This is a genomic window from Klebsiella sp. CB_Kp196 (assembly GCF_040061575.1).
Classification (GTDB): Bacteria; Pseudomonadota; Gammaproteobacteria; order Enterobacterales; family Enterobacteriaceae; genus Klebsiella; species Klebsiella michiganensis.
The window spans coordinates 55,675-75,760 of the sequence record NZ_JBEAFH010000035.1 but is presented as its reverse complement, the minus strand read 5'-3'; the positions used below and the strand labels follow the sequence as shown (position 1 = coordinate 75,760).

The 20,086-nt window shown below is 57.1% G+C and carries 17 protein-coding genes; 3 read left to right on the top strand and 14 right to left on the bottom strand.

The window, feature by feature from the left end; all coding sequences use genetic code 11:
* Positions 1 to 24: 24 nt before the first annotated feature.
* The 8 genes from glgX to ABLU87_RS09395 all read right to left on the bottom strand — a co-directional run bounded on the left by glgX (position 25) and on the right by ABLU87_RS09395 (position 10,996).
* Positions 25 to 2,001 carry a glycogen debranching protein GlgX gene (glgX, locus tag ABLU87_RS09430; protein ID WP_064357734.1) on the bottom strand — a complete coding sequence of 659 codons (1,977 nt, stop codon included), beginning with the start codon at positions 1,999 to 2,001 and terminating at the stop codon, positions 25 to 27.
* A complete protein-coding gene (gene glgB, locus ABLU87_RS09425) occupies positions 1,998 to 4,184 on the bottom strand; it encodes a 1,4-alpha-glucan branching enzyme (protein WP_014227074.1) in 2,187 nt (728 codons plus the stop codon). Before glgB ends, glgX begins: the two co-directional genes overlap by 4 nt.
* Before the next feature lie 248 nt (positions 4,185 to 4,432).
* A complete protein-coding gene (gene asd, locus ABLU87_RS09420; RefSeq protein WP_004854992.1) occupies positions 4,433 to 5,539 on the bottom strand; it encodes an aspartate-semialdehyde dehydrogenase in 1,107 nt (368 codons plus the stop codon).
* 452 nt (positions 5,540 to 5,991) lie between these two features.
* Positions 5,992 to 7,320 (bottom strand): gluconate transporter, encoded by a 1,329-nt coding sequence (gntU, locus tag ABLU87_RS09415; protein ID WP_241183010.1) that lies wholly within the window; start codon positions 7,318 to 7,320, stop codon positions 5,992 to 5,994.
* Positions 7,320 to 7,850, bottom strand: a complete 531-nt coding sequence (gene gntK / locus ABLU87_RS09410) for a gluconokinase (RefSeq protein WP_004854998.1) — start codon at positions 7,848 to 7,850, stop codon at positions 7,320 to 7,322. The genes gntU and gntK overlap by 1 nt, the downstream gene beginning before the upstream one ends.
* Before the next feature lie 181 nt (positions 7,851 to 8,031).
* Entirely contained in the window at positions 8,032 to 9,027 is a 996-nt protein-coding gene (gene gntR / locus ABLU87_RS09405) for a gluconate operon transcriptional repressor GntR (protein ID WP_004106498.1), read from the bottom strand.
* 114 nt (positions 9,028 to 9,141) lie between these two features.
* On the bottom strand, positions 9,142 to 9,837 hold the full coding sequence (locus tag ABLU87_RS09400) for a pirin family protein (RefSeq protein ID WP_025107853.1): 696 nt from the start codon (positions 9,835 to 9,837) through the stop codon (positions 9,142 to 9,144).
* Between the two features lie 121 nt (positions 9,838 to 9,958).
* Complete coding sequence (locus tag ABLU87_RS09395) at positions 9,959 to 10,996, bottom strand: oxidoreductase (RefSeq protein ID WP_122116817.1); 1,038 nt, start codon at positions 10,994 to 10,996, stop codon at positions 9,959 to 9,961.
* A gap of 253 nt (positions 10,997 to 11,249) precedes the next feature.
* Between ABLU87_RS09395 and ABLU87_RS09390 the strand changes: the two genes are divergently transcribed.
* Together ABLU87_RS09390 and yhhY are read left to right on the top strand one after the other, a co-directional pair.
* Entirely contained in the window at positions 11,250 to 11,909 is a 660-nt protein-coding gene (locus ABLU87_RS09390; protein WP_049084390.1) for a polymer-forming cytoskeletal protein, read from the top strand.
* A gap of 247 nt (positions 11,910 to 12,156) precedes the next feature.
* Positions 12,157 to 12,648: an N-acetyltransferase gene (gene yhhY, locus ABLU87_RS09385; protein WP_025107856.1), complete on the top strand. Its 492-nt coding sequence runs from the start codon at positions 12,157 to 12,159 to the stop codon at positions 12,646 to 12,648.
* A 50-nt stretch (positions 12,649 to 12,698) separates the two neighbouring features.
* Here the strand turns inward: yhhY and ggt are convergent, their stop codons facing one another.
* Positions 12,699 to 14,441, bottom strand: a complete 1,743-nt coding sequence (ggt, locus tag ABLU87_RS09380) for a gamma-glutamyltransferase (RefSeq protein WP_064378163.1) — start codon at positions 14,439 to 14,441, stop codon at positions 12,699 to 12,701.
* A 120-nt stretch (positions 14,442 to 14,561) separates the two neighbouring features.
* Here ggt and ABLU87_RS09375 point away from each other — a divergent pair, with 120 nt between their 5' ends.
* Positions 14,562 to 14,882, top strand: coding sequence for a DUF2756 family protein (locus ABLU87_RS09375; RefSeq protein ID WP_014227081.1), 321 nt, complete (start codon positions 14,562 to 14,564; stop codon positions 14,880 to 14,882).
* Positions 14,883 to 14,905: 23 nt separating this feature from the next.
* Here the strand turns inward: ABLU87_RS09375 and ugpQ are convergent, their stop codons facing one another.
* The 5 genes from ugpQ to ugpB form a co-directional block, all read right to left on the bottom strand.
* Positions 14,906 to 15,646: a glycerophosphodiester phosphodiesterase gene (gene ugpQ / locus ABLU87_RS09370; RefSeq protein ID WP_014227082.1), complete on the bottom strand. Its 741-nt coding sequence runs from the start codon at positions 15,644 to 15,646 to the stop codon at positions 14,906 to 14,908.
* Positions 15,643 to 16,713 (bottom strand): sn-glycerol-3-phosphate import ATP-binding protein UgpC, encoded by a 1,071-nt coding sequence (locus tag ABLU87_RS09365; RefSeq protein WP_025107858.1) that lies wholly within the window; start codon positions 16,711 to 16,713, stop codon positions 15,643 to 15,645. The genes ugpQ and ABLU87_RS09365 overlap by 4 nt, the downstream gene beginning before the upstream one ends.
* Position 16,714: 1 nt before the next feature.
* The gene (gene ugpE / locus ABLU87_RS09360) at positions 16,715 to 17,560 is read right to left on the bottom strand and encodes a sn-glycerol-3-phosphate ABC transporter permease UgpE (RefSeq protein ID WP_004116045.1); all 846 of its coding nucleotides are present in this window, start codon (positions 17,558 to 17,560) and stop codon (positions 16,715 to 16,717) included.
* On the bottom strand, positions 17,557 to 18,444 hold the full coding sequence (gene ugpA, locus ABLU87_RS09355) for a sn-glycerol-3-phosphate ABC transporter permease UgpA (RefSeq protein ID WP_004126134.1): 888 nt from the start codon (positions 18,442 to 18,444) through the stop codon (positions 17,557 to 17,559). Before ugpA ends, ugpE begins: the two co-directional genes overlap by 4 nt.
* Positions 18,445 to 18,572: 128 nt before the next feature.
* Entirely contained in the window at positions 18,573 to 19,889 is a 1,317-nt protein-coding gene (gene ugpB / locus ABLU87_RS09350; RefSeq protein ID WP_116280682.1) for a sn-glycerol-3-phosphate ABC transporter substrate-binding protein UgpB, read from the bottom strand.
* Between the last annotated feature and the right edge of the window lie 197 nt (positions 19,890 to 20,086).

Genomic DNA, 20,086 nt, shown 5'->3' with positions numbered 1-20,086 from the left:
CGAGACCAACCGGAAGCCCCGAGGTTACGACCTTTGAAATACGCACACTCCGTGCGCGGGCCCATGCCAGACAGCTATAGTGACCGGATTATCCTCTCCGGCGAAAGGTGGAATGGCGCGCCATTCCCCCGCGGGTAAAACCATCTCTGCCACCTCGGCGGTGGCGTTGAGCGCCATCAGCCAGCGATCGGACAATATGATCTGCATACGCGGCGCACCGTGCTGCCATTCATCGGCGGACAGCGGCTGCGCATGTTGGTTTAACCAGCGAACGCTGCCGTCTCCCTCCTGCCACCAGCGATTCTCGGTTAAAGCCGGAACGCGCTGGCGCAGATGAATTAACGCGGCGGTGAACGCGGTCAGCCCGCGGTTAGTATGGTTCCAGTCCAGCCAGGTCAACGCATTGTCCTGACAGTAAGCATTGTTGTTGCCATGCTGGCTGTGACCGTGTTCGTCACCCGCCAGCAGCATCGGCGTTCCCTGCGCCAGCAGTAAAGTCGCCAGAAGAGCGTGAACGCTGGCACGGCGCCGTTCAATCACGGCAAGACTCCCTTCTAATCCTTCTATACCATGATTGTTGCTGTAGTTATTGTTAGTCCCATCGCGATTCTCCTCCCCGTTTGCCTCATTATGTTTCTGATTGAAACAAACGCAGTCGCGCAGGGTGAAACCATCGTGCGCGGTGACCAGGTTAACCGCCGCCGAAGGCGCTCTGCCGTTACGCTGAAAAACGTCGCTGGATGCGGCAAAACGCTGAGCGAAGTCGCCCAGCGAGACGTTCTGCTGCAGCCAGAATCGACGCGCGGTATCGCGGAAATGGTCGTTCCACTCGGCGAACAGCGGCGGAAAGTTACCCACCTGGTAGCCGCCCGGGCCGATATCCCAGGGTTCCGCGATCAGCTTGACCTCCGCCAGACGCGGGTCGTTACGGATGGCCTCAAACAGCGGCGCATCCTGACGAAACGCCGGCGTCCGCCCCATCACCGAGGCGAGGTCGAAACGAAAGCCGTCAACGTGGCACTCGTCAACCCAAAAGCGCAGGCACTGGCGGGCATACTCCACCACGCCGGGGTGGCTGAGGTTGAGGGTGTTCCCGCAGCCGGTCCAGTTGTGGTAATCGCCGTCTTCCCTGATCCAATAATAGCTACGGTTATCGATTCCGCGCAGGGAGAAGGTCGGCCCTTCCAGGTCTATCTCCGCGCTATGGTTCAGCACCACGTCAAGGATCACTTCGATGCCCGCCGCATGCAGCGCTTTTACCGCATCGCGAAACTCGTTTAACGCCTGCTCCGGCGCGCTGGCGTAGCGCGTGTCGAGGGCGAAAATCGCCAGCGGGTTGTAACCCCAATAGTTGCTTAACCCCATCCGCTGAAGGCGCGGTTCGCTGGCGAACTGCGCCACCGGCATTAACTCTAGTGCAGTAATGCCCAGCATGCGGAAGTAATCGATCATCACCGGATGACCAAGCGCTTTATAGGTGCCGCGGACATTCTCCGGCAGATCGGGGTGCAGATACGTCAGCCCCTTGACGTGGGCTTCATAAATCACCGTCTGGCCCCACGGCGTGCGCGGCGGCTTATCGCCGCGCCAGTCGTAATGCAGGTCGATCACCCGCGACTTCGGCGCTATCGCCGCGCTGTCGCGACGATCGGGAACGCGATCGCCGCCGTGGAGACGTTCATCGTCAGGCAACCCGCCGTCTACCTGATGGCAGCAGGGGTCAAGCAGCAGCTTCGCCGGGTTGAAGCGGTGCCCTTGCGTTGGGTCCCAGGGCCCGTGGACGCGGTAGCCGTAGCGCAGGCCAGGCCCGACATCGGCGAGCCAGCCGTGCCAGATATCGCCGCTGCGCGCGGGCAGGTCGACGCGCCGTTCATTACCCTGCTCGTCAAACACGCAGAGTTCCACCCGCTCCGCGTGGGCGGAAAAGAGCGCGAAATTCACGCCCTTACCGTCGTAGCTGGCCCCTAAAGGCGCGGGCTTTCCTGCCGTGAGTGCGATCATTGCGCCTCCCGCACCAGCCACACCGTCGCCAGCGGCGGCAGCGTAATGGAGAGGGAGTGTTCACGACCGTGGCTGGCGATCGGGTCGCTCTCAACGACGCCGCCGTTGCCGGTGTTGCTGCCGTGGTAATGCATGGAGTCGGTGTTGAGCTCTTCACGCCAGCGGCCGGGCTGGTTGATGCCAAAACGGTACTCATGACGTGGGACTGGGGTGAAGTTGCTGGCGACGATAATTTCATTGCCCGCCCTGTCGCGACGAACAAAGATAAATACCGAACGCTCATGGTCGTCCACCACCAGCCATTCGAAGCCGTAGGGATCGAAATCCAGCTCGTGCAGCGCTTTATGGTGACGATAGGTATGGTTGAGGTCGCGCACCAGCCGCTGGACGCCGTGGTGCCAGTTATCGCCGCCTTCCAGCAGATGCCAGTCGAGGCTTGCGTCGTGGTTCCATTCGCGTCCCTGAGCAAACTCATTGCCCATAAACAGCAGCTTTTTACCCGGGAAGGCAAACAGCCAGCCGTAGTAGGCGCGCAGGTTAGCGAACTTTTGCCAGGCGTCGCCCGGCATGCGGTCGAGTATCGATTTTTTGCCGTGCACCACTTCATCATGAGAGAGCGGCAGGACAAAGTTTTCGGTGTAGTTGTAGAGCATACCGAAGGTCATCTTGTCGTGATGATGACGGCGATGCACCGGGTCCAGCTTCATGTAGTCGAGGGTGTCGTGCATCCAGCCGAGGTTCCACTTGAACCAGAAACCCAGCCCGCCGGTGGAGGAAGGACGGGAAACGCCGGGAAAATCGGTCGACTCTTCCGCCATGGTTACCGCGCCCGGCGTCTGTTCGCCCAGCACGCGGTTGGTATTGCGCAGAAACTCAATCGCTTCAAGGTTTTCCCGACCGCCGAATTCGTTCGGCACCCACTCGCCCTGCTTGCGGCTGTAGTCGCGATAAATCATCGACGCCACCGCATCAACCCGCAGCGCGTCAATGCCGAAGCGTTCGATCCAGTACAGCGCATTGCCGACCAGGTAATTGCTGACCTCGCGGCGGCCGTAGTTGTAAATCAGGGTGTTCCAGTCCTGATGGTAGCCTTCGCGCGGGTCGCTATGTTCATACAGCGAGGTGCCGTCAAACGAGGCGAGCGCAAAGTCATCCGCCGGAAAATGGCCAGGCACCCAGTCCAGAATAACGTTAAGCCCCGCGGCGTGCGCGGCGTTGATAAAGTAGCGGAAATCCTCCCGGGTACCGAAGCGACGGGTGGGCGCGTACAGCCCGGTCGGCTGGTAGCCCCAGCTGCCGTCAAACGGATGCTCGTTAACCGGCAGCAGTTCGAGGTGGGTAAAGCCCATCCATTTGGCATACGGGACCAGCTGGTCGGCAAGCTCGCGATAGCTCAGCCAGAAGTTATTATCGGTGTGGCGGCGCCAGGAGCCGAGGTGTACTTCATAAATCGAGATCGGCGCATCAAACTGGTTAGCCTGCTTGCGCTCCGGCGGCTGTGCGACCTTTTCCGGCAGCCCGCAGATGAGCGAGGCGCTCTCCGGGCGCATTTGCGCTTCAAAAGCGTAAGGATCGGACTTCACCCGCAGGTTGCCGTGGGCATCGATAAGCTCGAATTTATACAGCTGGCCGTTCAGCGCGCCGGGAACAAACAGCTCCCAGATGCCGGACTCTTTACGCAGGCGCATCGGGTGGCGGCGGCCGTCCCAGTAGTTAAACTGGCCGACGACCGATACCCGGCGGGCATTCGGCGCCCATACGGAGAAACGCGTACCGACCACGCCGTCCATGGTATCGGCATGCGCGCCCAGCGTTTCATAAGGACGCAGATGCGTGCCTTCCGACAGCAGCCAGACATCGAGATCCTGCAACAGCGGACCAAAACGGTACGGGTCATCAATCAGGTTCTGCTGCCCGTGCCAGGTGACGGCCAGCTGATAGCGAAAAGGATTTTTACGACGCGGCAGAACGCCGCTGAAGAAACCGCGCGAGTCGAGGCATTCCAGCTTGCCGACTTTGCGTCCGGTTTTTGGTTCAATGACCCACACATCGGTGGCATCGGGTAATAATGCACGAACTTCCAGCCCGGCGTCGGTGTAATGCATGCCAAGCACGGAAAAAGGATCCGCAAAATGGCCGGCGATAAGCGCATTAATCACGTCCTTATCAATACGATTAGACATGGTTTCATCCTGTTGTAGGTGTCGCCCTTTCCTGTATCCGGCGACTTTTTTTTGACCTGAACGGCGCAGCACGTTATGCGTCCCCCTGCTCCGTCCCACCTTCAGGTAAGGAGACATCGTGACTCCTTACTTAAAGCATAGCCAAGGCTGAGTTACCTCCGTTGGGAAAAATCTAACATTCGCGTTTACTCCTTGTATTACGCAAAAAAAAGGGGTGTTTCAACACCCCTTTTCTCATCTTGTGACGACTACGCCAGCTGTCTTAGCATGCGGCGGAGCGGCTCGGCGGCCCCCCACAGCAGCTGGTCACCAACGGTGAAGGCCGACAGATACTCCGGCCCCATGTTCAGTTTACGCAGGCGACCCACCGGGGTGGTCAGGGTGCCGGTAACGGCAGCCGGAGTCAGCTCACGCATGGTGATATCACGATCGTTCGGTACCACTTTGGCCCACGGGTTATGCGCGGCCAGCAGTTCCTCAACGGTCGGAATAGAAACATCTTTTTTCAGCTTGATGGTGAACGCCTGGCTATGGCAGCGCAGCGCGCCAACGCGAACGCACAGGCCGTCTACCGGAATCGGTGAGGCGGTCGCGAGAATTTTGTTGGTCTCCGCCTGGCCTTTCCACTCTTCACGGCTCTGGCCGTTATCCAGCTGTTTGTCGATCCATGGGATCAGGCTGCCCGCCAGAGGAACGCCAAAGTTGTCTACCGCCAGCTCGCCGCTGCGGGTCAACGAGGTGACCTTGCGTTCAATATCCAGGATCGCGGAAGCCGGATCCGCCAGCTCAGCCGCAACATGGCTGTGCAGCTGGCCCATCTGGGTCAGCAGCTCGCGCATATGCCGCGCACCGCCGCCGGAAGCCGCCTGATAAGTCGCCACGCTAACCCACTCAACCAGATCCTGAGCAAACAGGCCGCCGAGAGACATCAGCATCAGGCTGACGGTACAGTTGCCGCCGACAAAGGTTTTAACGCCGTTGTTCAGACCGGCGGTGATAACGTCCTGGTTCACCGGGTCGAGAATGATGATGGCGTCGTCTTTCATGCGCAGCGAAGAGGCGGCGTCAATCCAGTAGCCCTGCCAGCCGCTTTCACGCAGCTTCGGGTAAATATCGTTGGTGTAATCGCCGCCCTGACACGTGACAATAATGTCCAGCGCCTTCAGTGCTTCCAGATCGAATGCATCCTGAAGCGTGCCACCGGTACTGCCACCAAAAGATGGAGCAGGCTGCCCCAGCTGGGAGGTGGAGAAAAAAACAGGGCGAATGGCATCAAAATCGCGCTCTTCAACCATGCGTTGCATGAGGACAGAGCCGACCATTCCGCGCCAGCCGATAAAACCAACATTTTTCATAACGTATTCCTGCGAGGTGTGTGCTGTTTGTTCCAGGCCAGTTTCCTACTGGTTAGTCCTTCACATTACAAAATGCAGCTAAAGTCGCAAGTGAAATTAATCAATGATTGCCAGGCAATCAGTAACGTAACTAATTTTGCATAGCGGCAGCCGTCGCTGGCCCCCCGGAATACCCTAATAATTATCAGGGAATTTATATCGCGAAGGAAATATTTTCCGCCGCTATTTTATTGATCAGGATTATGAATTACGGCAGAAATTCGGTTGTTTTACTCTTGCTAACCAAACCGGTTAAAGCCAGGCGTGGCGCGGGTTTGTGAGCCGTATGACGTTTATCGTATTTCTGATAGTGGCAGCTCGGGAGAGGGGTAAAGCTAAGGGTTTTCGATATAAGTAGAGCGGAAAAATTAACCCGGCATCGCCTCGCTCCGCCGGGTGTTTCACTTTGTCGTTTAGCTCAATAGCGTAAACGCAATCATGCCGACAATCGCCCCGACGGTGCCGAGGATGGTTTCCATCATCGTCCAGGTCTTCAGCGTTTGCGCTTCGGTCGCGCCGGTAAACTTACCGAACAGCCAGAAGCCCGCGTCGTTAACGTGGCTGACGACAATAGAGCCGCCGGCGATGCAGATAGAGAGCGCCGCCATCTGCGCGCCGCTGTAGTGCAGCTGTTCGATAACCGGCATCACCAGCCCAACGGCCGTCAGGCAGGCAACGGTCGCGGAGCCCTGAATAATACGCACCGCCGCCGCCAGCACGAAGCAGGTGATGGCAATCGGCAGGCCCATACCGGTCAACGCTTCGCCGAGGGCAGGACCGACGCCAGAGTCGACCAGCACCTGTTTGAACACGCCGCCCGCACCGATGACCAGCAGGATAATGCCCGCAGGCTGGAGCGCATGACCGCAAATCTCCATCACCCGATCTTTGGCCATCCCCTGACGTACCGCCAGGCCATAGATAGCCACCAGAATCGCGGTAAACGGATGGCCGATAAACTCAAACCATTCGTAGGCGGTAGAGCCTTCCGGCACAAAGCGCGCGGCGATGGTTTTCAGGCCAACCAGCACCAGCGGCAGCAGAATCAGCGACAGGCTGAAGCCGAATGACGGCATTTTGCCTTCGCCGAGGTGCGGCTCGCTAATATCGTCCGGAATATGCAGCTCAACGTAACGGCTGATAAAGTTACCCCACAGCGGTCCGGCGATAATCATCCCCGGGATCGCGGCGCACAGGCCAATCAGGATCATCCAGCCAAAGTCGGCGTGCATCTGCGAGGCCAGCAGCATCGGCGCGGGCCCCGGCAGCAGGAACGCGGCCGCAGCGGCTACGCCAGCAAACAGCGGGATCACCAGCTTCACCAGGTTGGTGCCGGTGTGGCGCGCCATTGAGAAAGCCACGCTGATCAGCAGCACGATCGCCACTTCGAAAAACAGCGGCAGCGCGCAGATAAGTCCGGCCAGGCCTATCGCATAGTGGGCGCGATTGTGGCCGAAAGATTTCAGCATCTTAACGGCAATCTGGTCGACCGCGCCGGTTTCATGCAGGATCTTACCGAACATAGCCCCCAGCGCGACGACGATAGCCAGAAAGCCCAGCGTGCCGCCCATGCCTTTTTCCATTGTCGCCGCGATCTTGTCCAACGGCATGCCGGAAAAAAGCCCTGCTCCAATAGAAACCACCATCAAAGCCACGAAGGCATGCATACGCGCCTTCATCACTAAAAACAGCAGCAGCAAAACGGAGCCGACTGCTGTTAAAACAAGCGTTAATGTACTCACTATTTACTGCCTTTGTTGATCACCTCAATGGTGCTGGCGACCACGCCTTCCAATGACTGGTCGATATCGACGATTAAAACATCGTTTTCATCCGCGCCCGGTTCCTGCAGCGTTTCAAACTGCGTGACCAGCATCTGAGTTTTAAAGAAGTGGCCTTTACGCGCCTTCAGACGTTGTTCGATAACCTCGAAGTCGCCTTTCAGGTAGATAAATGAGAGGTTCGGGTTACCTTTACGCAGGATGTCGCGGTAGCTCTTTTTCAGCGCGGAGCAGACAATCAGCGACACTTTATTGGTACGCTGCATGGCAAACGCGGCATCGTTCAGCGCCTGCAGCCACGGGGTGCGGTCATCGTCATTTAACGGTTCGCCGGAAGCCATCTTGTTGATGTTGCTGCGCGGATGCAGAAAGTCGCCGTCGAGAAACGCGGCGTGCAGTTGATGCGCCACTTCGCTGGCGACAGCGGATTTGCCGCTGCCGGAAACGCCCATCAGGACATAGATGTGGTGATCATGGTTAGTCGTGCTCAAAGCTTCCTCCCACTGGACACATACGCGCAGCCTGGCAGCGTTTAACGGCGTGGAATACTGGCGTACAGGTTAATTGTTACGGGTAACTGTTATCGGTAACATTGTCATGCCGGAGTTGTGGAGAAGCAATAACCATTCGTGCCAGATGTGAATATGTGTGATCTACTTCAAATTTGTCAGTTTAAATAGATCCGCCCGGTGACAATGTGAAACCTAAATCTAACATCTTAGGCGTCACCGCTTCACCGCGAATACGCGCCAGCAGTCGTTCAGCACCAATCCGCCCCATCCGCTCGCGCGGCGTCAGCACGCTGGCCAGACGCGGCTCCATCACCTGGCCGATATCGTGGCCGTGGAAACCGGCAATCGCCATATCGTCAGGGATTTTAAGCCCCAGCCGCTGGCACTCAAACGCCGCGCCGACCGCAAGGTCATCGTTGGTACAGAAAATGCCGTCAAGCTGCGGATATTCGCGACGCGCCTGGCGCATCAGCTCAATCCCCGATGAATAAGAGGAAGACTGCTCAACCATCACGCTGTAGGGCGTCATTCCGGCATCAAGCATCGCCTGCTCATACCCCTTCTGTTTGATGATAGTACGTTCATCAAGACGTGCGCCAAGATAGGCAACGTGACGATGGCCATGATTGATAATCGCCGCGGTCATCTGCCGGGCCGCTTCAAAGTTATCAAAGCCGACGGCGATATCGAGGCACGGCGACTGGCTGTCCATCAGCTCCACAACCGGGATACCCGCCACTTCAATCATCTTCAGGGTGCGCGGCGTATGGGTTCGTTCGGTAAGGATCAGGCCGTCAATATTCCAGGAAAGCATGGATTCCAGGCGTTTTTCTTCCATTTCCGGCTTATAGCCGTAGTGCGCCAGCATCGTCTGGTAACCGAAAGAGTCGGTCACGCTTTCAATACCGCGCAGCACTTCTGAGAAAACCTGGTTAGTTAACGAGGGCAGCAGCACGCCAATAGCGCGGCTGGTGGCATTCGAGAGGATGTCGGGGGCGCGATTAGGAATATAACCCAGTTCATCGAGAGCAACGGCTATCTTGCCACGCAGCGCTTCGGAAACCTGTTCCGGGTTACGTAAGTAGCGACTGACCGTCATTTTGGTCACGCCGACAAGATCGGCTACATCCTGAAGTACGGGTCTTTTCTTTTTCATCGTCCTGACTGCGATCAACGGGGAAACATTTTCTCAGTTTATCACGGACAAAGCGCAACCTTCCCTAACATCAGGGAAGGTTGCGCAATTTATTTAGACCCGATCGGAGAACGATCAGACGGGCGGCAGATCGAACAGCAGAATTTCGCTATCGCCGTCGGCGTGTACGGAAATCGCCTGCTCGTCCCAAATGGCCAGGCCATCGCTGGTGGTGGCCTTCGTTCCGTTGATGGTGACGTCACCTTTCACCACCTGGATCCACACCCGCCGTTCAGCGGCAATCTGATGCACCGACTGCTCGTCTTTCAGCAGCGCCCAGCGGTACAGTTCCATATCCTGGTACACCTTCAGCGAACCTTCGCGGGCATCCGGCGACAGCACCAGCTGTTTGCCCTGCGCGGCGTCAAAGCGGCGCTGTTCGTAGCGCGGCGTGATGCCATTTTTTTCCGGCATAATCCAGATCTGGTACAGATGCAGTTTTTCCGTGTTGCTTGGGTTGTACTCCGAGTGACGAATCCCGGTACCCGCACTCATGATCTGGAACTCACCCGCCGGCACCTGCTCTTTATTCCCCATGCTGTCCTGGTGCTCAACGGCCCCTTCCAGCACGTAGGTCAGAATTTCCATATCTTTATGCGGATGGGTACCGAAGCCCTGGCCTGCATCAATCACGTCGTCATTGATCACCCGCAGCGCCGAGAAGCCCATAAAGTTAGGGTCGTAATAGTTCGCGAAAGAGAAAGTATGCCAGGAATCCAGCCAGCCGTGGTTAGCGTGGCCGCGTTCGTTAGCTTTGCGTAAGTAGATCATGTTGCACCCCCGTATGTTTTCGATGGGATAAGTGTGGACCCAATCCCCTGGCGATCATAGAGGGTGAAAATTGACTCCTCTGTTCAAAAAATATGAACGAGTGCAGAGGAGCCATGAGGGCTTATCGGGTAAGGGTAATCGTGGCCGGAGATGGCTGTTCAAAGCCGCGTTCAAGGATCTCCAGATTCGTGAGAACGTCAGATTCCTTGACGAAATTTGGCTGACCGTTAACGAGGGTTTCATACAGCGAATCATAGACCCGCCCATAGTCGCCGGTTTCAAGCGGGATCTCTTCCCGTACGGTTTCGCCCGCCTCATTGACGTACTCCAGCAGACCAACCGTCTCGTCCGCGCCGAATCCCGGCTCGCCCGGCATAATATTGGCCTTCAGGCTGGTCTCCTGCTGGTCGATACCGTATTTAATAAACGACCCTTTATGACCATGGACGATGAATTTTGGATAGGGCAGCTTCACCAGATGGCTGGTTTTGACAATCGCCTTCAGGTTGCCGTAGAACAGCTGGGCCTCAAAGGTATCGTCCGGATTGGCCTTGTTGCGCAGGCTACGGATGTCGTAAGAGACATGGTCCGGGCGACCGAACAGGGAGATAATTTGGTCCAGGGTATGGACGCCCAGGCCGTAAAACGTGCCGTCCTGAGGCAGGCCGGGTTTCCCTCCATCTACCGGGCGATAGTTGTCAAAATGGTTTTCAATCTCGACGATCTCGCCCAGCTTTCCGCTCTCAATCACTTTCTTCGTGGTCAGGAAGCAGGAGTCGAAGCGACGATTCTGGTACGGCGTGACCGTCAATCCCTTGCTTTTCGCCAGGGCGAATAGCGTTTTTGCCTCATCAAGGGTCGGGGTAAAGGGCTTTTCGACCAGTACATTTTTGCCCGCCTCCAGCGCCCGTTTGGCATAGGCAAAATGGCTGTCCGCGTGGGTGCACACAATCACCAGCTTGACCTGCGGATCGTTAAGCACTTCGTCGAGGTCGCTGGTGAAGTGAATATGCGAGTATACCGGTGCCTGTTCCTCTGGCTTTGCGCTGCGGCGAAAGATATGCGCCACGTGCCAGCGGTCTTTTCGGTGCAGGACATAGGGAAGATGGTAGCGGGTGGTGCTTTTGCCGAATCCAATAAATGCGCAGTGCAAAGTCATAACGCGGTCCTTTGTTAGGTCTCTGCTATTAACCATAGCGCAAGCTGGCTGCGAACTTAACCCCTTCAATAAGTGTGCCAAATTCTTAAATGTAAAATTTAACGCTCAAATTCATTGACCCTACGGCCTAAATTCTGGATAAGAGGGCCCTCGGGAAAAGAACGTTTTTTATCCAGCGCGTAGGAACATGACGCCGCATCGCGCTCGCCGTTTCCCAAAACACGATGACTAAAGGAGTAGCCATCTCGTTCGTATGGAAAGCAAGTATATCGCCCTGAATAGCGCCCTTCTCTTTTGGCTGCTTGGCCTGATGGCCTGGTGCTGCGAATCCACGTATCTGGCCTGGCTATCGGGCTCTTTCTCCTTGTCATCTTTCGTTTTTCATTTTCAATATCATCGGATTAACCATATGTTTAAAAAGAATAAAAATGTTGAAGCGACGCCACAGACGGTGGCTACGCCGGTACTCAACAGCGCATCCCCGTTAGCCGTTTCCCGCAAACCTGCCGCCACGGTTATCGCCAGCGGCATCCGCTTTGACGGCAATATTATCGCCGAGGGAGATGTCGATATTTACGGTACCGTAAGCGGCAATATCGACGCCGAAGAGAGCCAGATTAAGATTATGGCCGGAGGCCTGGTCGAGGGAAATATCACCTGCCGCGAGCTGATTATCGACGGCTGCATCCTCGGCCAGTGCCGCAGCGAGACGATTGAAATCGATAAGAACGGCCAGGTCACCGGCACGTTGGCCTACCGCACGCTAGCCATTAACAAGGGCGGCGTTTTTTCCGGCCAGGCAGAGCTGCTGCCTGCGGCGGCAGATAAGAGCAACGTGGTGGGATTCATCACAGATACCGCGGTAGAAACGAAAGAGAGAGCGGAAGCGCATACTGCCGAAGCGGCGCAGTAGCGTCTTCGGGTGCAGGCTGAAAAAAAAGCAAAAAAAAGCCAGCACCCGGCTGGCTAAAGTAATACTGGAAGCAATGTGAGCAATGTCGTGCTTTCAGGCTTTCCGCAAGGGTCTCCCTGAATGCAGAGCAATAATAATCATTCTCATTCGCACTTGTCCACCTCTTTTTGCAAAAAATAGGCGTTGCTCCCTTTTTTAAAGTCAGCGATCTTTAAGGGGACGATTAACCCAAAAAGGAAAATGAAGAATGAGCGACATAGTGATACGTCACGCCGAGCCACGGGATGCTGAACCTTTACGCCAGATAACTGCGCATCCGGAGGTCTATCACGACACGCTACAGCTCCCTCATCCTTCTATGGAAATGTGGCAGGAACGCCTGCTACCGAAACCCGGTAGCCGTCATCTGGTCGCGACAATCGACGAACAGGTGGTGGGCCACCTCAGGCTCAGCATCGAACCCAGCCCTCGTCGCAGCCACGTGGCGACCTTTGGCGTCAGCGTTGCCGCGCAGGCGCACGGCCGTGGCGTAGGCAGCGCGCTGATGCGAGAGATGATTAATCTCTGTGATAACTGGCTGCGCGTCGATCGTATTGAATTAACCGTGTTTACGGACAACCCATCCGCGATGGCGCTTTACCGCAAATTTGGCTTTATTGTAGAAGGGACCGGCAAGCAATACGCCCTGCGCAACGGCGAATATGTCGATGCCTACTTTATGGCGCGGCTGAAGGGGTGAAGCTCAACTAACCCTCTCCCGGCAGGGAGAGGGTCGGGGTGAGGGTAAACCTAGTACCCTGCGGTTAAATCATCCGGCGAACGCGGATCGGATGCGCCGTACAGCGTGCCATCCGGGCCAACCATAATACTCTGGGTACTGCCCATCGCCTCTTTCACCGCCACTTTCTGCCCTTTGCTCTCCAGCAGCTTCAGCGTATCCGGGCTAAATCCCTTCTCTACACGCAGTTCGTCCGGCAGCCATTGATGATGGAAGCGCGGGGCGTTGGTGGCTTCCGCGACGTTCATTCCGAAATCAATGGTATTCACCACCATCTGCAGGACTGTGGTGATAATGCGGCTGCCGCCGGGGCTACCGGTCACCAGCCAGGTTTTGCCATCTTTCACCACAATCGTTGGCGACATCGACGACAGCGGACGTTTTTTCGCCTCGACGGCGTTAGCGTCGCCACCCACCAGCCCGTAGACGTTCGGCACGCCGGGTTTAGCTGAGAAATCATCCATCTGATTGTTCAGCAGAATGCCGGAGTTCCCCGCCACGATGCCGGTTCCAAAGGTCGTATTCAGCGTATAGGTCACGGCAACGGCGTTACCGTCCTTATCCACCACAGAGAAATGAGTGGTCTGATTGCTTTCATACGGCGCCAGCTTACCGGGGCGAATCTGGCTCGACGGCTTCGCCTTATTGATATCAATCTGCTCAGCGATCGATTTGGCGTACGCTTTGCTGGTCAGCGCCTGCCACGGCACCTTGACGAAGTCCGGATCGCCAAGGTATTCCGAACGGTCGGCATAGGCGTGCTTTTCGGCTTCCGCCATCACCTGCATGGCGTCGGCGCTGCCGAAGCCGTACTTATGCATATCGAAGTTTTCGAGGATATTCAGGATCTGCACGATATGAATGCCCCCGGACGATGGGGGCGGCATTGAGAACACCTGATAGCCGCGATACTCGCCGCTCACCGGCGTACGTTCGACCGCTTTGTAATTCGCCAGATCCGCTTTGGTGATAAGCCCGCCGTTATTCTTCATCTCAGCGGCAATCTGGTCGGCAATCGCGCCTTTATAGAAGGCATCCGGCCCCAGCTCGGCAATCAGCTCCAGGCTTTTCCCCAGCTGTTTTTGCACCAGCTTATCGCCCTTTTTCAGCGGCTCGCCGTTTTTCCAGAAGATAGCCCGGCTGTTGGCATGGTCGGGGATCACTTCGCTGCCGTAGGTTTTCAGGTCGTCGGCCAGCGCATCATTTACCGTGAAGCCCTCTTCGGCCAGCTTAATCGCCGGGCGAATCACTTTGTTGAGCGGCATCGTGCCGTATTTTTCCAGCGCGAGGGAGAACCCGGCGACGGTGCCCGGCGTGCCGGAAGCCAGATGCGAGGTCAGCGATTTCTTGCTGTCCGGGTTGCCCTGATCGTCGAGAAACATATCCCGGGTGGCCTGTTCCGGGGCCATCTCGCGGAAGTCGATCGCCGTGGTATTACCGTCTTTGGTCCGCAGCATCATAAACCCGCCGCCGCCGATATTACCGGCCTGCGGATGGGTGACCGCCAGCGCGTAGCCCACCGCCACGGCGGCATCGACCGCGTTGCCGCCCTGACGCAGAATATCCACGCCTACCTTCGTTGCCAGCGCGTCCACCGAGGCCACCATCCCCTGCTGAGCGCGGACCGGGTGAAATACATCTTCCTCTACGCCATAAGATACCGGCGGAGGGGCGGGATCTGCCGCAACGGTAAAACTGCCGCCCGCCAGCAACGCAGCGATGACCACCTGACGCCAGAGCGTTGTTCTTATCATTGTCATACTCCTGAATGATGTTTTTATTTACCCATAATCCTGGATGATAAGTCTTAAAAAATCATTGTTGCGCCGGAAAGGGAGTAAACTTAAGCGATCCCACGAAGTGAGGAGAGAACAATGAAAGCAATGTTATATCTGGCGGCGCTTCTGCCTCTGAGCGTCATGGCGCAGCCGATCAATATCGACAATAACCCCAATCAGCCGGGGTACGTGGTGCCCAGCCAGCAGCGGATGCAAAATCAGATGCAGACCCAGCAAATGCAGCAGCAAAACAATCTTAAGCAGAGTATTCAAAGCCAGTCGCGCGCGCAGCAGCAGCATCTTCAGACGCAGTTGAATAACGATCGGCAGCGGGTACAGCAGAATAACAATCTGACCCGTGAGCAGCCTCTCCCTAACACCAACGGTGGGATGCTGCAGCGCCAGACGACCCCGTAAGGGCCGCCTGACGCAGAAGCGGATTACGCCGGGAAGTTGGGGCCGATGACGTCAATCGCATCGGTGCAGATGCTGTCCACGCCCCAACGCAGCAGCTCGGCGGCGCGCTGCGGTTTGTTCACGGTATAGACCAGAATATGCAGGCCCGCGGCCTTCAGGCTCGCCACGCGCGCTTCATCCAGCAGCTTATGGTTGAGGTGAATAGAGACGCAGCCGAGACGCGCGGTCAGTTCGCGCCAGTCGTTGCGCCACTCATCCAGCAGCAGCCCGCGCGGCAGTTCGGGCACCGCCTCCTGCGCGGCTTCCAGCGCATCGACGTCAAACGATGAGAGCAGCGGCGGCGTCATTCCCTGCCACAGCTCACGCGCCGCCAGCGCCACCGCTTTGCCGGTCAGCGGCCCGGTGCCGGTGGTCGGTTTAATTTCGATATTGGCCATCATGCCGTGCTGACGGCAGCGGTCGGCCACCTCGCTTAGCAGCGGCAGCGGCTCGCCTTTGAACTCACCGCTGTACCAGCTGCCGGCATCCACTTTTAGCAGATCGTTCCACGCCAGTTCGCCCGCCACGCCCCAGCCGTTGCTGGTGCGTTCGAGATTGTCATCGTGCAGTAAAAAAATCTGCCCGTCTTTCGATAACTTAGCGTCAAACTCAATCATCGTATGGCCGTAACGAGCGCCGGTATCGATGGCCGCCAGGGTATTTTCCGGGGCCAGTTTACCGCCGCCGCGGTGGGCGACGATATGAGGATAAGGCCAGTGACTCATGCGCGTTGTCCTGTTTCACTATCAAAAAGATGCAGACTTTCCTGCGGCAGATGCAGCCACAGGGTGCTGCCCGCCTGCGGACGCTGCTGGTGCGGCAGCCGGACCACCAGCTTTTGCTCGCCCCAGCGCCCGTGGGCGAGGTTATCGGCACCTAAAATTTCCAGCGTATCCATCACCAGCGGTACGCCACCTTCCGCCTCGGAGCTTAATGCAAAATGTTCCGGACGGATACCCAGGGTCATCTTACGCCCGGCATAGCGGCGATGCTCGCTGTTGATGGGTAAAAGCATCCCGCCCTCAAGCTCGAAGCGGCTACCGTCGTCGCTGACCCGGCCTTCCAGCAGGTTCATTGCCGGGCTGCCGATAAAGCTCGCCACAAAGCGGCTGGCCGGTTTTTCGTAGACCTCGACCGGCGTACCAATCTGCTCGGCGATACCTTTATTCATCACCATCACCCGCTGCGCGAGGGTCATGGCTTCCACCTGATCGTGCGTCACGTACAGCGAGGTGGTTTTCAGCCGACGGTGCAGCTGCTGCAGCTCCAGACGCATCTGCACGCGCAGTTTGGCATCGAGGTTGGAGAGCGGCTCATCAAACAGGAATACCGCCGGGTCGCGCACGATAGCCCGCCCCATCGCCACGCGCTGGCGCTGGCCGCCGGAGAGTTCGCGCGGACGGCGCTTCAGCAGGCCATCCAGCTCCAGAATGCGCGCCGCTTCCTGGACGCGTTCGGCAATTAATCCTTTACCTAAACCGCGAATTTTCAGGCCCCACGCCATATTCTCTTCCACGCTCATATGCGGGTAGAGGGCGTAGTTCTGGAACACCATCGCAATACCGCGATCTTTCGGTTCCATTTCGGTGACGCGCTTGCGGTCGATCCAGATATCACCGCTGGTGACCCGCTCCAGGCCCGCCACCATGCGCAGCAGGGTTGATTTTCCGCAGCCCGAGGGACCCACCATCACAATAAATTCGCCGTCCGCGACGTCCAGCGTCAGCGGCTGGATCACCTGGGTTTTGCCATCCCAGCTTTTGGTTACTGCCTGTAGCTTAAGTCCTGCCATTTTATTTCTCACTATCCACTAAACCACGCACAAACGCGCGCTGCATGGCTAAAACGATGACAACCGGAGGAATCAGCGTGAGCAGCATCGCCGCCATCACCTGATTCCACTGCGTGGTACCCTGGCCGATGGCGATCATCCCTTTAATGCCCGCGACCGCCGTGCCGAGATTCACATCGGTAATGATCAGCAGCGGCCACAGATACTGGTTCCAGCCGTAGATAAAGGTGATGACGAACAGCGCCGCCAGGTTGGTTTTCGACAGCGGCAGCACGATGTCGCGGAAGAAGCGCATCGGCGACGCGCCGTCGATACGTGCGGCCTCTATCAGCTCGTCCGGCAGGGTCATAAAGAACTGGCGGAACAGGAAGGTGGCGGTCGCCGAAGCCATCAGCGGCAGGGTGAGCCCGGCATAGCTGTCGAGCATTTTCAGGTTGGCGATCACTTCCACCGTCGGGAAAATACGCACCTCAACCGGCAGCATCAGCGTGATGAAGATCATCCAGAAGAACAGGTTGCGCAGCGGAAAACGAAACCAGACGATGGCGAAAGCGGAGAGCATCGAGACCGTAATTTTGCCCACCGTGATGCCGAAGGCCATGATGAAGCTGTTGAGCATCATCAGCCAGAACGGCGCGCTATTGGCCCCTACGCCGTTCACCCAAATAAATTTCATGTTTTCGAGCAGATGGCCGCCGGGAATCAGCGTCATCGGCGTATCAAAGACCGCTTTACTGTCCAGCGTCGCCGCGACAAAGGCGACATACAGCGGAAACAGAATGACCGCGATCCCTAAAATCAGCATGGTATGGCTGAAAATCGTCAGCCCGCGTCGATTCTCAATCATTGGTAGCGCACCTTTCGTTCAACGTAGCGGAACTGCACCACCGTCAGAATAATGACGAGGAACATCAGCACCACCGACTGGGCGGCGGAAGCGGAAAGGTCGAGCCCGGCAAAACCTTCACGATAGATCTTATAAATCAGCGTTGTCGTCGCCTGAACCGGCCCGCCGCCGGTTGCGGCATCGATAACCGGGAAGGTATCGAAGAAGGCGTATACCAGGTTCACCACCAGCAGGAAGAAGCTCACCGGGGCGATCAGCGGCAGCGCCAGCCTGAAGAAGCGGCGAACCGGGCCGGCGCCGTCAATCGCCGCGGCTTCTACCAGCGAGCGGGGAATAGATTGCAGCGCGGCGAAGAAGAACAGGAAGTTGTAACTAATCTGCTTCCAGACCGAGGCGAAAACCACAAGGAACATCGCCTGACCGCTGTTCTGCGCGTGGTTCCAGTCGTAGCCCATCTCACCGAGGAGATGCGTAATCAGCCCGCGTCCGGGGTTGAACAAGAAGATCCATAGCACCGCCGCCACCGCGGGCGCAACGGCATAGGGCAGGAGCATCAGCGTCTGATAGAAGCGGCTGCCGCGCACCACGTAATCCACCAGCGCGGCGAAAAACAGCGAGATCAGCAGGCCGCTGACGGTAACCATCGTGCTGAACTTAATGGTGGTCCAGAAGGAGTCCAGGTAGTACGGGTCCTGGAAGAGGGCTAAAAAGTTATCCAGGCCAACAAACTGGCTGGAGAGCCCAAACGGATCGACGCTCTGCAGTGAATACCACAGCGCTTCGCCCGCGGGCCAGATAAAAAAGATGACGGTGATAACCAGCTGCGGCGCGACCAGCACATAGGGCAGCCAACGCGAGCGGAACACCGGACGGGATGATGACATAGTTAAACTCTGAGTTGGTTTCCCCTCATCCCGGCCCTCTCCCTAAACGGACAAGAGTGAAAAAACGGTTCCGGGCGGTCCCCTCTCCCGGCCGGGGAGAGGGTTAGGATGAGGGGCTGGCTATAAGATTACGACCTGGTTGACTGCTCGAAACGGCGCAGCAGCTGATTACCGCGCTCAACCGCGGCGTCCAGCGCCTGCTGAGGCGTTTTCTTCCCGGTCCATACGCTTTCCAGTTCTTCATCCACGATGGTACGAATCTGCGGCATATTGCCCAGGCGCAGACCTTTGGTGAACGGCAGCGGCGGCTTGTTCAGCATCTGGCGCGTCGCGATATCGGCACCGGGGTTCTTATCATAGAAGCCCTGTTCGCGGGTCAGGTTGTAAGCGGCGGTGGTAATCGGCAGATAGCCGGTTTTCTGATGCCATTCGGCGGCGTTTTCCGGCTTAGTCAGGAAATCGAGGAATTTGGCGACGCCGGTATAGGTTTCTTTGTCTTTACCCTGCATCACCCACAGGCTGGCCCCGCCGATAATGGCGTTTTGCGGCGCGCCCTTCACGTCGGCGTCGTACGGCATCATCCCTACGCCATAGTTGAACTTCGCGTACTGGCGAATATCCGCCAGCGAGCCGGAAGAGGCGGTGGTAATGGCGCAGTCGCCGTTATAGAACTTCTCGGTGGATTCGTCTTTACGCCCGAAGTAGCTGAAGTCGCCTTTCTTGTTCAGTTCTTCGAGCAGAGCGATATGCTTCACCTGATCCGGCTTGTTGAACTCCAGTACCGCATCGGTACCGTCGAAGCCGTTGTTTTTGGTCGCCACCGGCAGGCCGTGCCAGGCGCTGAAGTTTTCAATCTGAATCCAGCCCTGCCAGCCGCTGGCGTAGCCGCATTTCATCCCGGCAGCTTTCAGCTTCGCGGTATACGCCGCCAGATCCTGCCAGGTTTTCGGCGGCTGTTCCGGATCTAATCCGGCTTTTTTAAAGGCGTCTTTGTTGTAGTACAGCACCGGCGTGGAGCTGTTAAACGGCTGGGAGAGCAGATGGCCGGTTTTCGAGTCGGTGTAATAACCGGAGACGGTTGGCACGAACTGCGTTTCATCAAACTGAATGCCCGCATCGCTGAACACCTGATAGACCGGCTTAATCGCCTTCGAGGCCATCATCGTCGCGGTGCCGACTTCGTAAACCTGCAGAATAGCCGGGGCGTTGCCGGTACGGAAGGCGGCGATGCCGGCGCTCAGGCTCTGCTCATAGTTGCCTTTATACACCGGAACAATTTTGTAGTCCGGGTTGGCTGCGTTGAAACGTTGCGCCAGTGAATCAACTTCTTTCCCCAACTCCCCTTCCATCGAGTGCCAGAACGGGATAGTGGTTACCGCCAGGGCTTGTCCGGCAAATGCCAGGCTGAGCGCCAGTCCTAAAGCTGTATGTCGTAACGATATCATCGGTTATCTCTCTTGTTGTTCCGGATGCGCGATTTCACGCGTTTTATGTTCGCGGGGGTAACATGACATGCTCGAATGACAGAAAAATAACTATTGCATTACAAAAATATTACAATAAATTGGCAAAAACATGATGAAACGGTGAAAAAAAAGTGGCAGGGAAATGGCAAAGCGAAAAAGAGAGGCGGCGCAGGCTA